The sequence below is a fragment of the Hoeflea sp. TYP-13 genome (assembly GCF_040932035.1).
Taxonomy (GTDB): Bacteria; Pseudomonadota; Alphaproteobacteria; order Rhizobiales; family Rhizobiaceae; genus Hoeflea_A.
On sequence record NZ_JBFRBB010000001.1, the window covers coordinates 312,237 to 332,109 of the forward strand.

At 58.3% G+C, this 19,873-nt stretch carries 20 protein-coding genes; 10 read left to right on the top strand and 10 right to left on the bottom strand.

The annotated features are described in order from the left end of the window. Position 1: 1 nt before the first annotated feature. From ABVT35_RS01450 to ABVT35_RS01460, 3 genes are read right to left on the bottom strand one after another with little or no spacing between them, the layout of a single operon-like run. On the bottom strand, positions 2-514 hold the full coding sequence (locus ABVT35_RS01450; protein ID WP_368464402.1) for a tripartite tricarboxylate transporter TctB family protein: 513 nt from the start codon (positions 512-514) through the stop codon (positions 2-4). Between the two features lie 15 nt (positions 515-529). After that, on the bottom strand, positions 530-1,531 hold the full coding sequence (locus ABVT35_RS01455) for a Bug family tripartite tricarboxylate transporter substrate binding protein (protein WP_368464404.1): 1,002 nt from the start codon (positions 1,529-1,531) through the stop codon (positions 530-532). A 17-nt stretch (positions 1,532-1,548) separates the two neighbouring features. Next, the gene (locus ABVT35_RS01460; RefSeq protein ID WP_368464406.1) at positions 1,549-3,147 is read right to left on the bottom strand and encodes a sulfatase; all 1,599 of its coding nucleotides are present in this window, start codon (positions 3,145-3,147) and stop codon (positions 1,549-1,551) included. Between the two features lie 113 nt (positions 3,148-3,260). On the opposite strand from ABVT35_RS01460, the gene ABVT35_RS01465 reads away from it, so the two are divergent. Continuing rightward, positions 3,261-4,154 carry a LysR family transcriptional regulator gene (locus ABVT35_RS01465; protein ID WP_368464408.1) on the top strand — a complete coding sequence of 298 codons (894 nt, stop codon included), beginning with the start codon at positions 3,261-3,263 and terminating at the stop codon, positions 4,152-4,154. Between the two features lie 40 nt (positions 4,155-4,194). Here ABVT35_RS01465 and ABVT35_RS01470 read toward each other — a convergent pair whose 3' ends face one another. Continuing rightward, positions 4,195-5,091 (bottom strand): LysR family transcriptional regulator, encoded by an 897-nt coding sequence (locus ABVT35_RS01470; protein ID WP_368464410.1) that lies wholly within the window; start codon positions 5,089-5,091, stop codon positions 4,195-4,197. 150 nt (positions 5,092-5,241) lie between these two features. Here ABVT35_RS01470 and ABVT35_RS01475 point away from each other — a divergent pair, with 150 nt between their 5' ends. From ABVT35_RS01475 to glcF, 4 genes are read left to right on the top strand one after another with little or no spacing between them, the layout of a single operon-like run. Beyond that, positions 5,242-6,738: an FAD-linked oxidase C-terminal domain-containing protein gene (locus ABVT35_RS01475; protein WP_368464411.1), complete on the top strand. Its 1,497-nt coding sequence runs from the start codon at positions 5,242-5,244 to the stop codon at positions 6,736-6,738. 12 nt (positions 6,739-6,750) lie between these two features. Next, positions 6,751-7,983 carry an FAD-binding protein gene (locus ABVT35_RS01480; protein ID WP_368464413.1) on the top strand — a complete coding sequence of 411 codons (1,233 nt, stop codon included), beginning with the start codon at positions 6,751-6,753 and terminating at the stop codon, positions 7,981-7,983. Positions 7,984-8,023: 40 nt separating this feature from the next. After that, the gene (locus ABVT35_RS01485; protein WP_368464414.1) at positions 8,024-8,404 is read left to right on the top strand and encodes a DUF4870 family protein; all 381 of its coding nucleotides are present in this window, start codon (positions 8,024-8,026) and stop codon (positions 8,402-8,404) included. Positions 8,405-8,425: 21 nt separating this feature from the next. Next, positions 8,426-9,730, top strand: coding sequence for a glycolate oxidase subunit GlcF (gene glcF / locus ABVT35_RS01490; RefSeq protein WP_368464416.1), 1,305 nt, complete (start codon positions 8,426-8,428; stop codon positions 9,728-9,730). Here glcF and ABVT35_RS01495 read toward each other — a convergent pair. Beyond that, entirely contained in the window at positions 9,719-10,606 is an 888-nt protein-coding gene (locus tag ABVT35_RS01495; RefSeq protein WP_368464418.1) for a LysR family transcriptional regulator, read from the bottom strand. The genes glcF and ABVT35_RS01495 overlap by 12 nt on opposite strands. 84 nt (positions 10,607-10,690) lie before the next feature. Here ABVT35_RS01495 and ABVT35_RS01500 point away from each other — a divergent pair, with 84 nt between their 5' ends. Continuing rightward, positions 10,691-11,365, top strand: coding sequence for a hypothetical protein (locus tag ABVT35_RS01500; RefSeq protein WP_368464420.1), 675 nt, complete (start codon positions 10,691-10,693; stop codon positions 11,363-11,365). Further along, complete coding sequence (locus tag ABVT35_RS01505) at positions 11,358-11,981, top strand: class I SAM-dependent methyltransferase (protein WP_368464422.1); 624 nt, start codon at positions 11,358-11,360, stop codon at positions 11,979-11,981. The genes ABVT35_RS01500 and ABVT35_RS01505 overlap by 8 nt, the downstream gene beginning before the upstream one ends. Positions 11,982-12,022: 41 nt before the next feature. On the opposite strand, the gene ABVT35_RS01510 is transcribed toward ABVT35_RS01505, so the two are convergent. Next, positions 12,023-12,898, bottom strand: a complete 876-nt coding sequence (locus ABVT35_RS01510) for a DMT family transporter (protein WP_368464424.1) — start codon at positions 12,896-12,898, stop codon at positions 12,023-12,025. A 90-nt stretch (positions 12,899-12,988) separates the two neighbouring features. Between ABVT35_RS01510 and ABVT35_RS01515 the strand changes: the two genes are divergently transcribed. After that, positions 12,989-13,837, top strand: coding sequence for a helix-turn-helix transcriptional regulator (locus tag ABVT35_RS01515; RefSeq protein WP_368464425.1), 849 nt, complete (start codon positions 12,989-12,991; stop codon positions 13,835-13,837). A 13-nt stretch (positions 13,838-13,850) separates the two neighbouring features. Here the strand turns inward: ABVT35_RS01515 and hisG are convergent, their stop codons facing one another. The 4 genes from hisG to ABVT35_RS01535 form a co-directional block, all read right to left on the bottom strand. Beyond that, entirely contained in the window at positions 13,851-14,567 is a 717-nt protein-coding gene (gene hisG / locus ABVT35_RS01520; protein ID WP_368464427.1) for an ATP phosphoribosyltransferase, read from the bottom strand. After that, complete coding sequence (locus ABVT35_RS01525) at positions 14,564-15,700, bottom strand: ATP phosphoribosyltransferase regulatory subunit (RefSeq protein WP_368466250.1); 1,137 nt, start codon at positions 15,698-15,700, stop codon at positions 14,564-14,566. The genes hisG and ABVT35_RS01525 overlap by 4 nt, the downstream gene beginning before the upstream one ends. After that, entirely contained in the window at positions 15,697-17,217 is a 1,521-nt protein-coding gene (gene hisS, locus ABVT35_RS01530; RefSeq protein WP_368464429.1) for a histidine--tRNA ligase, read from the bottom strand. The genes ABVT35_RS01525 and hisS overlap by 4 nt, the downstream gene beginning before the upstream one ends. A gap of 147 nt (positions 17,218-17,364) precedes the next feature. After that, the gene (locus ABVT35_RS01535; RefSeq protein WP_368464431.1) at positions 17,365-17,997 is read right to left on the bottom strand and encodes a DNA-3-methyladenine glycosylase I; all 633 of its coding nucleotides are present in this window, start codon (positions 17,995-17,997) and stop codon (positions 17,365-17,367) included. A gap of 252 nt (positions 17,998-18,249) precedes the next feature. Here ABVT35_RS01535 and ABVT35_RS01540 point away from each other — a divergent pair, with 252 nt between their 5' ends. Together ABVT35_RS01540 and ABVT35_RS01545 are read left to right on the top strand one after the other, a co-directional pair. Further along, positions 18,250-18,969, top strand: a complete 720-nt coding sequence (locus tag ABVT35_RS01540; protein ID WP_368464433.1) for a L,D-transpeptidase — start codon at positions 18,250-18,252, stop codon at positions 18,967-18,969. A 257-nt stretch (positions 18,970-19,226) separates the two neighbouring features. Further along, positions 19,227-19,835 carry a L,D-transpeptidase gene (locus tag ABVT35_RS01545; protein WP_368466251.1) on the top strand — a complete coding sequence of 203 codons (609 nt, stop codon included), beginning with the start codon at positions 19,227-19,229 and terminating at the stop codon, positions 19,833-19,835. The last annotated feature ends 38 nt before the right edge of the window (positions 19,836-19,873 follow it).

Genomic DNA, 19,873 nt, shown 5'->3' on the forward strand with positions numbered 1-19,873 from the left:
CCTACCAGGGAATATTCAGGGCAAAGATCCCGCCGGGCAGGACAACGTTGAGGAACTTTTCGAAAATGTAGGCAAAGACAAAGGACATCACCAGGGCAACCAGCACGAGCCTGAGGGCCTGACGCGAGCCGCAGCACCACATGATCGCGAAGATCATCGGCGCCGTTGAAAGGTGATAGCCTAGCGTGTTGAGGGCACCCAGATAGATGGCAAATATCACCAGCAAAAGCGTCGGGCGCTTCAACAGGCTCAACTCCGTGCCGGTGCCTTCTTCCGTGCGCAGATGTTCTCTGACCGTTCGGCCGGAGCCGAAATTGTCGATCAGCACCTGAATGAAAACCAGCACGCCGATGGCGACGGCAACGGCCCTCGGATAGGCGGCCGCATTGTCGTAGGGACCGCCGCTGGCGATCCCTTGCTCCGTCATGGATGTATGTATCTGCTGAAAGACGACCGCGATGACCAGGACAAAAAAGGCGGTGATGAGCCAGCTGATCTGTTTGGGAGTAATCATCGCGGTCACCGCTTTCTATTTCAGCTTCTTCAGCTCTTCTTCTTCCCATTTGAGCGCATTGCCCATGGCGCCGAGCTGATCGGCAACAGGGCCAACCACCGTGTCGTAATCGGTGTGATCCCAGTCGAGCGGCACGAAACCGACCTTCTCGATCGCCTCGCGAACTTCCGGACGTTTCATCGCTGCGGTCATGGCCGCGCGCAGCTTATCGGTGACATCATCCGGCGTGTCCTTGTGGACAATCCACCACGTCCAGCCCATCGGCGCCAGTCCGGACAGGCCAAGATCAATGCTCAAATCCGTAATGCTGGGTGCGCCGTCATAGGACGCTTTCGCTCCCGGCAACTCGGAAAGGACAAGCATGATATTGATGTTTTCCTTGTCCTGAATGAAGTTGCCGACATTGATGAACGAGAAGTCCAGGACACCGGATTTCAGGTCCTTTACCGCGTTGCCGTCTTGAGTATACGGCACGTTTTGCGCAACAACGCCGTAGGATTGCAGAACCTTGGCGATCACCATGTGGGGCAGGTTGTTGCGGGACCCGGACGAATAGCGCAATTCGCCGGGATGCTCTTTGCCATAGGCCATCATTTCTTCGAAATTGGACCAGCGTGTCTCGTTCGGGCGCCCGCCGATTGCAAAGGCGTTGGAGACGGCGGCGTGCAGCGGTTTGAAATCGCTGTAGACCCAGTCCGCATTGCCCAGCACGGGCTGCAGCACAAGCGGCGCCACGTATCCGTCGAATACCGTGTAGCCGTCAGCCGGGCGCGACATGGCGGTTTTCTGCCCCTTTGTGCCGGCGGCGCCCGGCGTCGAAATGACGGGCATGGATACGCCGAGTTCCTCGCCCATGGCCTTGGCAATGACCTGGCTCACCGACATGGCGTTGCCCGGACCCCACGGATGGATCAGCTCGATCGTCCGCTCCGGAAACTGTGCAAGGGCCGCCCCCGATGACACGGTCATGACGGCAATCGCCGCCAAAGCTGATTTTAGTGAATGCATAATCGTCATAGTATCCTCCTTGGCTGCTAACCGGTCTCCTGCCGGTTTGCTGCAGTATGGTTGAGTTGGAATTCCTCAAGCCCGAAATGGGCGTAGAGTTCGGGGGGCGCGTCGTGTCGCGCAAAATGGCCGGCAATCATCTGCGCTAGCCGGTCTGCGGTCTGTGTATCTACAAGCGGATTTTCCTGGCCGGGGTCAGCATCAAGATCGTAGAGCGCTGTGCCGATATCCTCCAGCGTATGGTTGTCATTGCCAAGCTGCGTGTTGCTGGGGTCGAGGCGGATTTTCATCAAAGGCGCCCCCTTGGTGAAATCAAACGGGGCGGACAGTTCAGCCGTCTGCAGTTCACTGATTTCGAAATGGGTGGTCATGTGGGCGGGCATCAAGGTGTAAAGGTTCAGGTTTTCGCCCGATAGATCCTCCGGATAGAGGAAGTAACTGTAGCGCCCGTCATTGACACACACCGGCCCCGCAAACATGCCGAGAACGATCGATTCGTGCACCGGCGCATCCCCGTCCAGAAGCGATACGAGGGATGCGCCGGTTACGCTCGGTGGAGCCTTGCATCCGTGAAAATCCAGAAAAGTCGGCATGAGATCCGGCGTCTGAGTGAGATTGGCCTGCCGCTTGCCGCATTCGGATGCGTGATCCGGGTGCCAGATCATCAGCGGAATATGGGAGATCTCTTCATAGTAGGGCATGCGGTTTTTGCCCCACCACTCGTGTTCCGAGAGCAGAAAGCCGTGATCGGTCGTCAGCACCAGACAGGTGTCTTCCCAAAGGTTGCAGGCATCAAAATGGTCGAGAAGCCTGCCGAAATACTCATCGCACATGGCGACCAGCGCCGCATAATTGCCGCGGATCTCGGCGATCTCCTGATCGGACTCGACCGTCTTTTCGTACATCGGCCAGTCGAGGATCTTGCCGTTGTAGCCGCTGCTGTAGGCATCGCGGAAACGCTCTGGCGCCACAAACGGTTCATGCGGATCGAAGCATTCGAGTTGCATGAACCAATTGTCCGTATCAGCATTCAGATCCAGGAACTCGAACGCCGAAGCAAAGCATTTGGCGGTCGGGAAATCCGCCTCGTCTTTTAAATAATCGCGGGTGATTGCAGCGCGGGATCTCTTCCACGCGGTTTTGTCAGAAGTTTCGCGCGTGATCGCCTTGCTGTTCTCAAGACTGTCCAGAGGATAGTGCCGGGCGTCGAATTTTTCCCTGTAGCGCTCCAATGGCGGTGCCACGAGCGCCTTGACCGCGTCGTATTCCTGTCCCCTGATGTAATCCCAGCTGTCGAAAGCCGTCGCGTATCCCCAGCCGCCGTTTTCGAAATAGTGCAGATGATCGGAAATCAGGTGCGAATAAACCCCGTTCTTGCTGAGAATGCGGGCGAAGGACTCGTCAAACGGTTCAAGCGGTCCCCAGTGCCGATGCATGAAATTCAGCCGGCCCGTGTGCATGTCCCGCCGAGCCGGCATGCAGGGCAGGCTGCCCACATAGTGCTTGTCGAATGTTACGGCTTTTTCAGAGAACCGGTCGAAGTTCGGCGTCGCTATCGCAGTGCCGCCATAGGCGCCGAGCGCCAGGCGATTGAGCGAGTCGAACAAAACGAAGACGGTTCTCATACATGTCCTCCACACGGGTGATCCGCATCTGATACGTCGGGCTACCTTGATCACTTTCAACTATTCTGTAAAATCGATTTATTCACAGTTTCCATTCGTAAAAAGAATATCTGATGGACAAAAATCTTGCCGCGTTTCTGGCCGTCGCCCGAACAAGGACATTGACCGATGCATCGGACCAGTTGGGGCTGACCCAGCCTTCAGTGACCAAACGCATCGCAAATCTTGAGGAAGAACACGGCGCTGAACTGTTTCATCGGCATCGCCGCGGCATGACCTTGACCGCGATCGGCAAAGTCTTTTTCGACAGAGCCAAACGGATAGAATCCGAATACAGGCAATGCCGGGAAGAAATAGCGGCGATTGCATCTGCCGGCCTGTCGGTCTTGCGTGTCGGCGCCGGGCCGCTTTTCCATCTAAACTATGTGGCCGGACTATTTGCTGAGCTCAAATCGCAATATCCGAATCTGAAACTGGAACTCACCACAGACAACAAATATCCGATCGGCCAATTGCTGAGCGAGGGCGAACTGGATGTTTATCTGGGCATCATCCCGAAAGAGCATTTGGACAACACGATTTTTGTAAGATACGTCACCAATGTGGAGCACGGCATTGTCATCCGGACCGATGATCCCAATGCAAAGCGTGACCGGATCGATACATCAGACCTCACAGACTACAATTGGGTGATCTTTGCGGATGATCCCGAAACAGAGCGGACAATCCGAAAATACTGCGTTCCAAAAGCCGCGATCGCACCGACGATCGACGTGCGCACGACCTCATTCGCCACCGGCCTTCAACTCGTTCGGCAGGGAAATTTCGTGATGTCTGCACCGCTCCAGCTGGCACGCAGGATCGAAAGCGAGGGCTTGGTCATACGGCCGAACCTTAACGGCTTGCCACAAAGGCGGGCAGGCATACACATCAGAAAAAGTGCGGTTGGATATGGATCTATCCAGGCGATACTTGAGTATTTTGATGGTATCGCGTTTGAGCAATAGGTTCCCGGATTTTGGTGACAGCGCCCAATGCGCTTCAAGCCTATTTCTCCCAATAGGGGCGCGGCCCGAATAGCTCGGACATATAGTCGACGAAAACCCGCACCTTGGTCGGCAGGAAGCGCCTGCTGGCATAAACCGCATAAACCGCGACATTGCGCGAGCCGCGATAGGACGGCAGCACCTGCACCAGTTTTCCCTCTTTCAGTTCCTTGGAAATATCCCAGGTCGAGCGCAGCGCAATGCCGAAGCCGGTAATCACGCATTCGCGGATGACCTCACTGGAATTGGTGTGCAGCGGCCCGGTCGGCCGGTAGATCAGCGTGCCGTCCGGCCCTTCCAGTTTCCACGGTTCGTTGTTGTGCGGCGGCAGGCAGATATGGTCGTCCAGATCCTCTATCGTTTCCGGCATGCCGCGTGCCTCGACATAGGCGGGCGTCGCGCAAAGAATTCGCCGCACCGGAGCAAGCCTGCGGGCAACGAGACTTGAATCGGAAAGCTCGGCGATGCGGATTGCCACGTCAAAGCCTTCTGCAACGATGTCGACAAAACTGTCGGTCAGCGCCAGGTTGACGGAGAGATCAGGATTGGCGCCCATGAAGGCCTTCAGATGCGGCGCGATATGCATGCGCCCAAACGAGGTCGGCGCCGACACTTTCAAAACACCGCGTGCCTGTTGCGAACGCCTGGAAACAAAAGCCTCGGCCTCTTCGATGCCGGCAAGCACCGCGACAATACGCTCATAGTAACCTTGGCCGGCCTCTGTTAGCGAGATCTGCCGTGTCGTGCGCTGAATGAGCCGCGTTCCGATCCTGTCCTCGAGCCGCCGCAGCCGCTTTGAGACCACCGCCGGGGAAAGTCCCAGTTCCCGGCCGGCCGCCGACAGGCTTCCCGAAGCGACCACCTGGGCAAAAACCTCGAGATCGTCGAATTTGTTCACTGGCGGGTGGTCTCCACAGTCGGCTTTGATAGGTTCAGGCGTAGCCTGTTTACTGTAAGACACCTGTCATGTAACGGAAATTATCGATACGGGCCTTGACTGGTAAAAAAAATTGACCATTACTGTGCGCGTGAAGAGTGGGAGAAGCCGATGACGTCTCCGAAAATGCCGGAACCGCATGCCGATGTGCTCAAACACCGCGCGCAGATCGTTGGTGATTTAAGGGATATCGTGCCGGGTGAGGGCGTGGTGGACGCCACCAACGAGATGCGGGCATTCGAGACCGACGGCTTGACGGCCTATCGGCAGCTGCCGCTTGTCGTCGTGTTGCCGCAGACCGTGCAAGAGGTCTCGCGGATTCTCAAATACTGCCATAAAAACAATATCCGCGTGGTGCCGCGCGGCTCCGGCACATCGCTTTCGGGCGGGGCGCTGCCGTTAGAGGATGCCGTACTTCTTGTCATGTCCCGATTTAACAAGGTGCTCGATATCGATTATCCGAACCGTGTTGCGGTGGTCCAGCCGGGTGTAACCAATCTTGGTGTCACCGACGCCGTAGCAAGCCAGGGCTTTTACTACGCGCCCGACCCGTCCTCACAGATTGCCTGTTCGATCGGCGGCAATGTCGCTGAGAATGCCGGCGGCGTTCATTGCCTTAAATACGGTCTGACGACCAACAATGTGCTTGGCCTGCAGATGGTGCTGATCACCGGCGAGGTGATCCGGCTCGGTGGCCGTCATCTCGACAGCTCAGACTATGATTTTCTCGGCCTGATGACCGGGTCCGAGGGCCTGTTGGGGGTAGTCACCGAAGTCACGGTCCGCATCCTGCAAAAGCCGGAAACGGCGCGGGCAATGCTCGTTGGATTTCCCTCCAATGAGGAAGCCGGTCAATGCGTTGCTGACATCATCGGCGCCGGCATTATTCCGGGCGGCATCGAGATGATGGACCGGCTTTCAATCAAGGCGGCGGAGGATTTCGTGCACGCCGGTTACCCGCTCGATGTCGAGGCGCTGCTGATCGTCGAACTGGATGGGCCGGAGGCCGAAGTGGATTTTCTGATCAGCCGGGTTGAGGAAATCGCCGGCAAAAACGGCGCCACCATGTCGCGCGTTTCAACGAGCGAGGAAGAGCGGCAGACATTCTGGGCGGGCCGCAAGGCAGCCTTTCCGGCCGTCGGCCGCATTTCGCCTGACTATTACTGCATGGACGGAACGATCCCGAGGAAGAAGCTTCCCGAGGTGCTTGCCGGGATGCGGGACCTGTCGGAAAAACACGGCCTTGCCGTCGCCAATGTCTTCCATGCCGGGGACGGCAATCTCCATCCGCTCATCCTTTATAATGCCAACAATCCGGGTGAACTGGAAAAGGCGGAGGATTTCGGCAACGACATTTTGCGGCTATGCGTCGAGGTCGGCGGCGTGTTGACCGGCGAACACGGCGTTGGCGTCGAAAAACGCGATCTGATGCCGGCCATGTTCAATCAAAATGACCTCGATCAGCAGATCCGCATCAAATGCGCCTTTGATGAGCAGCACCTGCTCAATCCCGGCAAGGTGTTTCCCGAACTTCGCCGCTGCGCCGAAATGGGGCGCATGCACATCTCTCGCGGGAAGATTCCCTTTCCCGACATTCCGCGGTTCTGATTGGCGAAACCCATGACCGAAGCCTTGAAAAGCGAAATATTCACGCCTGAAAGCGAAGAGCAGGTGCTCGAAGCGTTGCAGTGGGCCGTTTCCGAACATGCGCCGGTTGAAATTTACGGTCATGGTTCGAAGCGGGCGATCGGCCGGCCTTTGCAGGTCGCGCACAGCATCGACCTGTCGCGTCTGACAGGCGTAACGCTCTACGAACCGGAAGAGCTTGTGCTCACCGCCCGGGCGGGAACGGCGCTTGACGAGATAGAGGCGCTGCTTGCCCAAAACAATCAGGAACTGCAGTTCGAGCCGATGGATTACCGCGCGCTGCTTGGCAGCGATGATTGCGGCCGCGGCACGATCGGGGCGGTGCTGGCAACCAATCAGTCGGGCCCACGGCGGCTGAAGGCCGGTGCGGCACGAGACCATGTCCTCGGCATTCGCGCCGTTACGGGAAGGGGCGAAATCATCAAATCGGGTGGCCGGGTGGTCAAGAACGTCACCGGCTATGACCTGTCGCGCGGCCTGTCCGGTTCCTGGGGAACGCTGGCCGCCTTCACTGAGGTCACGTTCAAGGTGCTGCCGCGAGCCGAAACCGAGGCAACGCTTGTCGTCAGTGGCCTCAACGATGCAGAAGCGGCACACATCATGGCCGAGGCCATGGGCTCCAGCGCGGAAGTGTCCTCCGCTGCCCATCTGCCCGAAAGCGTGCGCGCAAAGTTCATCGGCGGTGCGCTTCCGGAAGGCGCGGCATCGGTATTGCGCATCGAGGGCTTTGCGCAATCGGTCGACTACCGGCTCTCCAATCTCCACAAGGCGTTCAGCCGATATGGTGCCTGCCAGCGTCTTGAAGTTGAAGAAAGCCGAACCCTGTGGCGCGAAATCCGCGATGTTGCACCGTTTTGCGACGGAACACAGAAGCCTGTCTGGCGGCTTTCAATGGCACCGGGCGCCGGCCATCAGCTCGTGGCGGGCTTGAGGTTGCAGACCGGCGTCGACGCGTTCTACGACTGGCAGGGCGGGCTCGTCTGGTTACGCATGGAGGCGGACGCTGAAGACGATCTTATTCGCCGCGGGATCAAAGCACTCGGCGGCGGACATGCGACGCTGATTCGCGCGAGCGGCGCCGTTCGCAACCAGATTCCGGTGTTTGAGCCGAAGGAACCGGCGCTTGGTGCCCTTTCTCGCCGTCTGAAAGATCAATTTGACCCTGAGTCCGTCCTCAATCCGGGCCGCTTGTCAGCGGAGCTGTGATAGGGTGTCCGCGCAACACGCAACCTCAGGAGGTAACAACATGAGCGATCAGCAGCCCGACGACTTGCAGGCGGAGGCGGAAAGCTGGATCGAGCCCGGCCAGAAAAACGTCCAGCTCGTCTTCATTTTGTATCTCGTAAGCCTCGTCACCGTCTTCACCCTCATCATCGGCATGGTCATGGCCTACATGAACCGCGGCAATGCGTCGGAGCCGTGGATCGACAATCTCTATACCTATGCGATCCGCACATTCTGGATGGGTCTCCTTTATGGATTCATCAGCATGGCAACGACCTTCATCCTCGTCGGTTTTGTCCTGATGTTCCTGACGGCCATCTGGTTCGTGATCCGCTGCCTCAAGGGGCTGCAGGCGGCGGGCCGCAAGGAGCCGGTCAAGAACCTGGAAACCTGGCTGGTTTAGAAACGCAAAGGACGCAATTGCATGCAGACAAATTTCTCGGCCGAACAACTCGCCGACAACGGCGTTGCCGAGGCCGAAAAAATATTGCGCAAATGCGTCCACTGCGGATTTTGCACCGCCACCTGTCCCACCTATGTCACGCTCGGAAACGAGCTCGACAGCCCGCGCGGGCGCATCTATCTCATCAAGGACATGCTGGAAAACGGCCGGCCCGCCGATGCGCAGATCGTCAAGCATGTCGACCGTTGCCTGTCCTGCCTCGCCTGCATGACCACATGTCCGTCGGGCGTTCACTACATGCACCTTGTCGACCACGCCCGCGCCCACATCGAAAAGACCTACAGGCGACCGCTTTTCAACCGGCTGAACCGTGACGTCCTGGCGTTTGTGCTGCCCTATCCGAAACGTTTTCGCTTCGCACTAAACCTTGCGCGTTTTGCCCGTCCGCTGGCGCCGCTCTTCAAGATGCTGCCGGGCCTGAGGCCCGTCGGCGCGATGCTGGAACTTGCACCCGGCAGGGTAGCCGCGCGGTCCCGGCAGATTGCCTTCGGCGCCCATGCGCCTGTCGGCAAAAGGGCGGGGCGGGTTGCCATTTTGACCGGCTGTGCGCAATCCGTTCTCGAGCCGGACACCAACGCCGCCGCGACACGGCTCCTCAACCGGCTCGGGATCGAGGTTGTCGTGCCAAGAGGCGAGGGGTGTTGCGGTTCGCTCGTCCACCATATGGGCCGCGAGGAGCAGGCACTCGCCTCGGCGCGGCAAAATGTCGATGTGTGGACGCAGGAGATTGAAAATGGCGGGCTCGACGCCATCATCATCACCGCATCGGGTTGCGGAACCACCATCAAGGATTATGGCTACATGCTGCGGAACGATCCGGCTTATGCGCAAAAGGCCGCGACGGTTTCGGATTTGGCAAAGGATATTACCGAATATCTGGCAACGCTTCGCCTGCCGGAACCGGCCCTCACGCCGGGCCTTGCGGTCGCCTATCACTCGGCCTGCTCGATGCAGCATGGCCAGAAGATAACGCGGCAACCGAAAGACCTTCTAAAGGCGGCCGGTTTCGATGTGCGCGAGCCGGCAGAAGGTCATCTATGCTGCGGCTCGGCCGGAACCTACAACATCATGCAATCCGAGATCGCCGAGCAGTTGCGCGACCGCAAGGTCCGCAATATCGAGGCAACCAGGGCCGATCTGGTCGCGACCGGCAATATCGGCTGTATTACCCAGATCGGCATGGACAGCGCCTTGCCGGTTGTCCACACCGTCAAACTGCTTGACTGGGCCTATGGCGGGCCCAGGCCGGAAGAGCTAGGCGGTTAGACTGTCCGCCAAATGGTCGAAGACGAGCCGGATACGCCGGCTGGTGTGAAGCTCGCGATGCGTTACCAGCCAGACCGGCACCGGAACGGGATCGTTTTGCGGCAGGACGACTTCCAGATCGGGATACATGTCGGCAACGTCGCGGGTAAGGACGCTGATGCCGAGACCCCGTCTGACGAGGGCAAGGATTACAGTTCCGCTTTCCGTAGCCAGCTTGAAATTGTGCCGGCTCAATGATAGCCCGAACCGCTCGAAGACAGGAAGCAACCCGACGGGGTTGCTAAAGCCGATGAAATCGGCGCTTGAGATCTCTTCCGCCGTCTTTGGCCTGCCGATCCGGTCCAGGTAATCGCTCGACGCGTAGAGATGAGCAGACGTCTCCTGAACAAGCCGGGCGATCAGGTCCGGTTGCTCGGGTCGCGCGTGGCGGATTGCTATGTCGGCCTCGCGTCGTGCCAGATCCCGCACGTCATTGGAAGCGACAACCTCGATTTCTATGCCCGGAGCAACGTCACGCAGCCGTTCAAGAATTGGAGGCAAATGATAGGTGGCCATCATATTGGTCGCCGTGATGCTGACCTGTCCTTCGATCGCCTGCGACTGGCCGGAGGCCGCAAGCGAGATCCGGCTTGCGGCGTCGCCCATTGTGCGAAAGTGATCGAGCAGTTCCAGTCCCGCCTGGGTCAGCGATAGGGACCGGCCAGCCCGCTCGAACAGGGTGACGCCAAGCTCCTCTTCAAGTCCTGCGACCTGGCGGCCCAGTGTCGGCTGGGTAAGACCGAGCGCACGGGCGGCAGCGGAAAGCGAACCTTCTTCAGCGGTGACCAGGAAAGCGCGTGCCTGGTTCCAGTCGAATGTGACAGTCTGCCAATTCATGCATTTTTGTATAACGATAGTTCAAATTTAGGCAATTTCTATTTGAACTGCGCATGGATATTTAGCTCCAAAAGGAGCAGGGACATGTTCTCATTCACAATAAACCGCCGGCTAGCTGATTTCGCCTTGGGCTATGTCTTCCAGCACGCGGTGCCGGCCATGCAGCTTGTCATTATTGCGACCAGCTTTGGCTGGCTTGCATCCGGCAACCTGCTGTGGTTCGCGGTCGGAGCCGTGTGTACGATCCTCACTTTTGTGCCCGCCATGTGCATTTCGGACGCCGCTATACGGGCCGCAACGGATTTATGTGTATCGGCACTCGTCTTCGCCCACGTTTTTTTCGGAATGCATGTGGGGCTCTATGAAACATCTGTCGTCTACGACAAGCTGATACATGCGCTCGGATGCGGCGCCATAGCCGTGATCGTAATCGCATTCGTATCGCGCTATTGCAGTCACCGGCGGATCGACCTACCTGTGCCATTCCTCTTCTTGTTTGTTACGGGGATCGTTGTGAGCCTTGGAACCCTTTGGGAGGTGTTCGAATTTGCCGTTGACCGGACGGGTCTGTTTCAATCCCAGAAGGGGCTTTCCGACACGATGCTGGATCTCATGGCAGATGTGCTGGGAGCTGGTGTTGCGACAGGTCTGATCATCGCCGGAATGTGCCGCAATTATTTTCCTCATGCCCTTCAGGCGCATCTGCGCCGCCTGCCGTACCACGGTCCAAAACACTCTATTGGAGAAAATGATGCGTAATCCAAGCAGATTCTGGGACAGGATGGCGGAAGGCTATTCGAAGAAACCCGTCGCCAACGAAGCCGCATATCAAAAAAAGCTCGAGGTGACGCGAAACTATTTCAGGCCCGATATGGAAGTCATGGAATTCGGGTGCGGCACCGGATCGACAGCGATCGCCCATGCGCCGCATGTGAAGCATATTCTCGCCACCGATTTTTCATCGAAAATGATCGGAATCGCCCGCGCAAAAGCCGAGAAAGCGGGAATTGGCAATGTCACGTTTAGTCAGACGGCGATCGATGATTTCACTGCGGCCGATCAGACCTTCGATGTCGTCATGGGTCACAGCATATTGCATCTGGTGGAGGACAAGGAGGCTGTCATTGCCAAGGTTCACAAGATGCTGAAACCGGGCGGTCTTTTTGTTTCCAACACCGTGTGCCTTGGCACGAAACTGTGGTTCTTCAAGTATATCGGCCCAATCGGAAAGTTCTTCGGACTGTTGCCCACAATCAAGGTCTTCAAAGTTGAAGACCTGATTGACAGCCTGACTAGAGCCGGTTTTGCAATCGACTATCAGTGGACACCCGACAAAGGCATGTCGGTCTTTGTGGTTGCGAAAAAAGCCCGGTAGGTGCCGCGTTTCTCAGGCAGGGCCGACTTTTCGAACGGCACTCAGTTCGGCCGGACTTTTGGTCTTGAAAACACAAGCAATGTTCCGCCGAGCGCGAGCATGACGCCAAGTGATGCCAGGGCCGTCCAGACAAAACCTTCCAGCACGGTGGAAACGATCATCGCAACGATGGGAAAAAGCACCGTTGCGTAGGCGGCCCTTGCCGGCCCCTCCCGGTTCACGAGACTGAGATAGGTCAGGAACGCGACCACGGAAGCAACGGCGGAGAGGTACACAAGCGATCCCCAATAGACGGGATCGGCGGGCAGCGGAAAATCCAGCCCCATGACAAGACAGATCGCGATGCAGATAGCAGCGCCATAGGCCATGCCATGCGCAACGATATTGGGCAGGTCATGATCGTGCGACAACCGTACCGACACCAGATTGCCCAGGGAAAAGAGGTAGGTTCCCAAAAACGGAAGTGCGAGGAAAAACAGCGGCCCGTTTTGCTTCGGTCCGGTAATGCTGTCCCATGACAGAAGAACGAGCCCGATAATGCCCGTTGCGGCGCCCGCCAGGACCCGGCGGTTCAGCCTGACGCCAAAAAAGATGCGCTGGTTGAATGCTCCCATGATCGCGGCGGTTGCGAAGATGATGGACAGGAGCCCGCTCGGTAGGAATTCAGCCGCAAGGTAGAAACAGAAGAAGTTCATGCTGAAAAGGCAAAAGCCCAAGCCGGCAAGAAGGCCATGCCATTTCCAGGCGATAGGCTTGAATCGCCCCGTCACCATCAGTAGTCCGGCCAGCAGGAGCGCTGCGAGCACGAAACGGTAGGCGATCGAAACTAGCGCAGGCACTTCGCCAAGCTGAAGCCCGATTGCGTACCAGGACAATCCCCAACTGATCACCACCACAAAAAGCAGGAAAGCAGACATGGCGTACCCCATTGTTCTCCATGGGTTTAAAATGCAGAGCGCCCGTTGTATTCCCTATGACGGCCAATAATTTCACCGGAAGGACATGCCTTGAACAGACTGGCCGATATGGAAGACCTGCAGATTCCAAACGTAATGGCGCGGACCGCCACGGCACTGCGGCTGAAATCGGATATCGGACCGGTTCGCGGGCTGGCCCTGTGGCGGCGCAATGGCGGCGGCGAAATAGTCTATTCCGAGCCAAGCCATCACACTCTCAGCATTTATCAGTCGGGCGGTTTCGGCGTGTGGTCATCGGACACAAAGTCGTACGGATTTTCGGAGGCCGTGTGCGTATTGCCGGAAGGATTGGAAACGCGCTGGAGCAATTCGGCGCTGGTTTCGAACCTGCATATCTATTTTACCCAGGCTGATCTTGAGGCGATGCACTGGCAAAAGATGCCGGATATGACACCGGTCATTTTCGGCCGGGATCCGTTTTTGAAAGCAATGACCGCGGCATTGTTGCAGCAGCTGGACTGGGATGCCCCCTCGGACCGGCTTGCCATCGAGCATCTTGTGCTGAGTCTGCTTTCGCGTCTTGGAGCGGGTTTGGGAAACAGGCAGATGCCGGCTGGTGTATCCGCCGGCATTTTGGCGAAGATCGAAGACAGGCTGCACGATCTCGAAAGCGGTTCTCCATCGCTTGATTCGCTGTCTGCGGAAACCGATCTGAGTCCACGTCACCTGACCCGTGTCTTCAAGGCTGCGACCGGCAAGACCGTTTCGGAGCGGTATCGGGAGATTCAGATGACCCGGGCGGCGGAGCTTCTTGCAACAGACCGTCCTTTGGTCGACGTAGCGCTGGCTTGCGGCTTCAGTTCCCAAAGTCACTTCACCACTGCCTGCCGCAGATATTTCGGTCGAACGCCCGGGCAGTTGCGCAGGCAGACGCAATGAGCGCCAGACGCTGCTACCGGTTTGGCTGGTCCAGCACCGCTTTGAGGCGGTCCGCCACCGCTGTTAGCGTCTTTTCCTCCTCTGCATTGCAGTCTTTTGCTCGTGAGCGCACCAGACAGGCTTCCGATTTGAGGATAATGCCGTCCGAAAGGATCTTCAGGTGATTGGCCGCAAGGGTTGATCCGGTTGAGGTGATATCAACGATGATATCGGCCTGGCCCGAGGCGGGTGCCCCCTCAGTCGCGCCGAGACTTTCGACGATGCGATAGACCTGAATGCCATGCAGGGCTGAAAAGAACTGCTGTGTCAGCCGCCAGTATTTGGTGGCGATGCGCAGCCGGCGGCCGTGACGTTGGCGGAAATCGGACGCCACATCGCCAAGATCGGCCATGGTATCGACGTCGATCCACGCCTCCGGCACTGCAACGACCACATCAGCCCGGCCGAACCCGAGCCGTGCGCAGAACTCGACCTGTTCATCAGCCGCGTTCAGATCCTCGCGCACCAGGTCTTCACCTGTTACGCCCAGATCGACACTGCCGGTGCCGAGTTCGCGGGCAATCTCGGAAGCCGACAGGAAAGCAACTTCGACGTCGGTGAGACCTTTAATGATGCCGCGATACGACCGGTCATTGCCGACGCTGGCAATCTCAAGGCCGGCACGCTCGAAAACGGCCATGGCATCGTCTTTCATTCGGCCCTTGGATGGCAGGGCGATGGTCACGCTCATCGGTTTTGCCCTCCTTTTGCCGGCGACCTTGTGGCCGCGATCCGGTCCAGCCACAGTGAAAAGCCGACGGCGGGAATGGTCGTCTGTGCTCCGAGCAGGGTGAGCAGCCGGTCGAAGCGTCCGCCGCCTGCAAGAACGGCGCCCTGTGCCGACATCTCGAAAACCAGCCCTGTATAGTAGTCCAGTGGCCGGCCAAACGCTGCTCGGTATCGGGTTCCGGACAGATCAAATCCCGTGTCTTCCAGCGCCGCCATCCGCGCATTGAACACATCGAGGGCCGAATTAATGTCGAGACCTGCAATACGTGCGAAGGCGGCGAGCGCTCCCGGTGCATCCGACATCGGCGCATCAAGCGCCAGAAAGGTTTTCAGAATGTCGAGCGCCTTGGCGTCGAGATGGGCGATGGAAAGCCGGGCTTTCTGGATCAGCCGGCCTGCGATCTCATCGGGTGTGCGGCTCGCATTGGAAAGATATCCGGTGGCTTTCATCCGCCCGTCGATCAACGCTGCCAGTCCCGCTTCGTCGTTTTTCGACAAAAGAGCGCTTGCTTCATCGTCAAGGCCGGGCACATGGCCGGCGGGCTGCGAAAGGCTCTGCAGCAGAGCGTCGAGCTGGGCGGCATTGCCAAAGGCCCGGATGAGCCGGGTCTGCCATCCGTCCGGAAGGCCGAGCGCCGCGACAACCGCTTCGAAAACTGTCTGGTCGCCGAGCGTAGTCTGCAGATCTGCGTTAGGCACCAGCGCCTTCAACGTATCGCTGGCGTCCCGCACGGCTGCGGCGTCCGCTGCTGCGATATCGGCATTGCCAAGATCTTCGATGCCGGCCTGATAGAACTCGTTTTCACCATCGCGGCGCTGGCGGAACACCTGTCCGAGATAGGCGTAACGCTGCGGCGTGCCGGAGGCGGTCTCGATGTGGCGCAGGCAAACGGGAATGGTGAACTCAGGACGCAGGCACAGGCTCTTGCCAGTTTCGCTTTCGGTGAGGAAGATGCGCCGCCGTAGATCTTCCCCTGCCATGTCGAGAAACGGATCGGCCGGCTGGATGACGGGAATATCCACCGGCCGGGCGTCACGCTGTGCGAAGAGCGCCAATATGTCGTCGGCAAAATCCGGCTGGTTCAGCATGGTCAGTTCGCCTTGCGGTCCCCGGCCTGGGCTGACAACAGCTTTTGAACCTCGGCGACCAGATCGGATTCTTTGACGGAGATCTGCGCAGGCCGCGCGGCGCGCCAGGCGGCGTTGTCCCCGATCTCGCCCGAAAGCCGCTTGCCCTCAATGAGGTCCTTGATCTGCACCGTGCCGTCATCCCGTTCCTGCGAACCCTGAATGATGGCGATGGGGCTGTTGCGCCGGTCGGCATATTGCAGCTGCTTGCCGAAATTCTTCGGATTGCCCTGGAACATTTCGGCGCGAATGCCGGCTTTGCGCAAATCTGAAACGAAGCGCTGATAGTGTCCCATGCTCTTCGTATCGCGATCCATCACGCAGACGATCACCGGTGCGATAACCTCGTCCTGCCCGAGCTTGCCAAGGTTCTTCAGCGCCGTCATCAGCCGCGAAACGCCGATCGAAAATCCGGTCGCCGGAACCGGCTGTCCCATGAAACGGGAAACAAGGCCGTCATATCGCCCGCCGCCGCCGACCGAACCGAACTGCACGGTCTGGCCCTTCTCGTTGGTGACGTCGAAGAGCAGCTCGGCCTCGTAGACAGGGCCGGTGTAGTATTCGAGGCCGCGCACGACCGACGGGTCAATCTTGACACGGCCGTCATCATAGCCGGCGGCGGCAACAAGGCTGCCGATCTGCGAAAGCTCGTTAATGCCTTCTGCACCCTTGCGGCTGTCCTCGCCGACCACCTTTTCAAGATTTGCGCTCGTCTCTGCGCCGTTCACGCCCGCTGCCTCTACAAAGGCGATCACCCGGTCGATTGCCGCGGCATCAAGACCGGCGCCTTTGGTGAAATCGCCGCTTTCATCCTTGCGGCCTTCGCCGAGCAGCAGTCGGACGCCTTCGGTGCCGAACTTGTCGAGCTTGTCGATGGCGCGCAGAACGGTAAGAAGCGTTTCGGCATGGTCCTCACCGCCGATGCCGATTGCCTCCATCACCCCGTCGAGGACCTTGCGGTTGTTTACGCGGATAACATAGTCGCCGCGCGTAATGCCGAGCGCTTCCATTGTGTCGGCCATCATCATGCACATCTCGGCATCGGCCTGAACGCCGGGCGCGCCGACCGTGTCGGCATCGAACTGCATGAACTGGCGGAAGCGGCCGGGCCCCGGCTTTTCATTGCGGAACACCCAGCCGGCGCGATAGGTGCGGTAGGGCAGCTGGATGTTGTTGAAGTTTTCGGCAACGTGCCGCGCCAGCGGCGCGGTCAGATCGTAGCGCAGGCTCATCCACTGGTCGTCATCGTCGGTCAGCGAAAAGACGCCTTCGTTCGGCCGGTCGCTGTCGGGCAGAAACTTGCCCAGAGCATCGGTATATTCGAACATCGGTGTCTCGACCGGGTCGAAGCCGTAGAGTTCGAAGACCTGGCGGATGTTTGACACCATCTCATCCGTGGCGCGGATATCGGCCGGGCTGCGGTCGACGAAACCGCGCGGCAGGCGTGCCCTTAGTTTCTGCTGTTTCTTCTTCTTTTCGCCCATGATGCGAGGTCCGGCCGTGACGCTGTTTGTTGTGGATGGTGAAGCGTTTGTTTAAAACGCCGACTTCCTAACCCATAGACCGCACAGCGGCAAGGTTCATTGTGGCCGATGGTTACGACGTGAAGTGAATGAACCGGCCAACCGGTTTCATCGCGGCCGGGCAAAGGCGCGGCGCTCCTCCTCGACCTCGTCGCGTATGCAGCAACCCTCAATGTGATCGTTGACCAGGCCCATGGCCTGCATAAAGGCATAGACCGTCGTCGGTCCGACAAAACTCCATCCGCGCTTTTTCAAATCCTTAGAGATTGCCGTTGAGACGTCTGTGTTTGCCAGCGTCATCAGTGTGGCGTGGTCGAGACGCGAGGGCCGGTCTGTGGGACCGGGTTCGTAAGACCAGAAATAGGCCGCAAGAGAGCCGAATTCGTCGCGCAGTTCCAAAGCCCGCTGAGCATTGTTAATCGTCGATGTGATCTTGCCGCGATGTCGTATGATACCTGCGTCCGCGACCAGTCGTTCCACGTCGTCATCTGTAAAACGGGCCACTTTTTCAAAGTCGAAGCCGGCAAAGGCGGCGCGGAAATTATCGCGCTTGCGCAGGATCGTCAGCCAGGAAAGACCCGACTGAAAACCTTCGAGGCAGATCTTTTCAAACAGCCGCACATCATTGTCGACCGGGCGCCCCCACTCACTGTCGTGGTAGTGAAGGTAATCGGCCTTGTTGCCGTACCAGAAGCAGCGCAGCTTGCCGTCTTCACCTTCGATGAGCCCTGTTTCGGACATGGACATCTCCATCAATCGAGTGGTTAACGCGCCTCCCGGCTGCGTTAAGCACAAATTAACCGGCTTTATCAACTCGCCGATAACCTTGCTCAGAGCTTTACCGGTCGAATCGTATTTTATCCGTTTCGATTCACCTTTGAGTCTTTTTCAGCAGCCAGTGTCAACGAAAGTTACAGCCCGCTTGCCCACGCGTGTTCACAGCATCACGCGTGCGGTGGAACTTTGTCAGACGAAAGGTAGTGAGTCCGCCCGATGAACATCAAATCGCTCTTCCTTGCCGTGCTTTGCACCGGTGTCCTTGCCACCGTGGCGTCCGCAAATGACCGATACGGTCAACGTCCGCCCATCGTGCTCAGCCCCGACCTGACGGCCCCGTGGGTCACGCAGCTCCGCACGCCCGGCACAGCCCACGGTGCCGGAAATGTCGTGCGCCAGCGCCGGGCAGTCACCAGACGGCACAATTCCGTCCGGGTTGCCTCCGTGCGCAGCAAGAACCGGGCAAGGCCTCCGGCAATGAACCCGGTCTATCTGCCGAAAATTGTCGCTTACGAATCCAGGCACAAGCCCGGCACGATCATCATTGATACGCCGAACCGGTTCCTCTATCTGGTGCTCGGCAACGGTCAAGCCCGCCGTTACGGTGTGGGCGTCGGCAAACCCGGTTTCGAGTGGGCGGGAACCCACAGGATCACGCGAAAGGCGCTGTGGCCCGACTGGCGCCCGCCCGCGCAGATGATTGAACGGGAAAAGAAGAAGGGTCATTACCTTCCGACCTATATGGCCGGAGGACCCGATAATCCGCTCGGCGCGCGGGCGCTTTATCTCGGTTCCACACTTTATCGCATTCATGGCACGAACCAGCCCTGGACCATTGGCGGCGCCGTTTCATCGGGCTGCATCCGAATGCGCAATGAAGATGTTGTGGATCTTTATGAACGTGTCGGCAATGGAACCAAGGTCATTGTCATATAGTTGATATGTCGGCTGAGTAATTCGGGGTCGGAACAAAGTTTCCGGCCCCGAAGTTGCGTCTGTTGTGTGACATTGGCTACATATTTCGATCACTTTCGCTTTATTTTCGTCTTCAATTCTTGAAAGCCCGCGTCCGGGTGATACGCTAATTGCAAAGAACTGAGGGGAGAATGACAGTGAGGAGTTTCGTTTCACCTTTGCTCGTTGTCACGCTGGTTGTCGTATCGATAGCCGCAACGGGTGCCGCCAATGCCTTCATGCGCGACAGCACGCTTGCCCGGCAAGACGTTGGCACCGATGTCGTCAATGTGGCGGCCAAGCGTCCCAAACCGCAATACCATCGGAAAAAAGTCAGAATAGATACGAAAGAGCGGCCGGGAACCATTATCATCGATACCAGCCGCAAGTTCCTCTACTACATCGAAGGCAATGGCCGCGCCACCCGCTACGGCGTGGGTGTGGGACGTGAGGGTTTTGGATGGGCCGGCACCGTCAAGGTGGGCCGCAAAGCGAAATGGCCGGATTGGCGCCCGCCGAAACAGATGATCGCACGCGAACGGAAAAAAGGCCGCATCATTCCGTCCTACGTGAAGGGTGGCATTAACAACCCGCTCGGCGCACGCGCGCTTTATCTTCACCGTGGCGGCCGCGACACGATTTACCGTATCCACGGCACAAACCAGCCATGGACGATCGGGCAGAACATGTCGTCGGGCTGTATCCGTATGATGAACAACGACGTGAAGCACCTCTACAGACGGGCCAATGTGGGAACCAAGGTGATTGTGATCGGACCGAACGGCCGCTCGTCGCGCTATTATCGCGAAAGAGGCGTCGATATTCTGGCGACGATATTTCGGAACTAGCCATCGAACGCGAAAGTGAATGCAAAAAACCGCGGGCA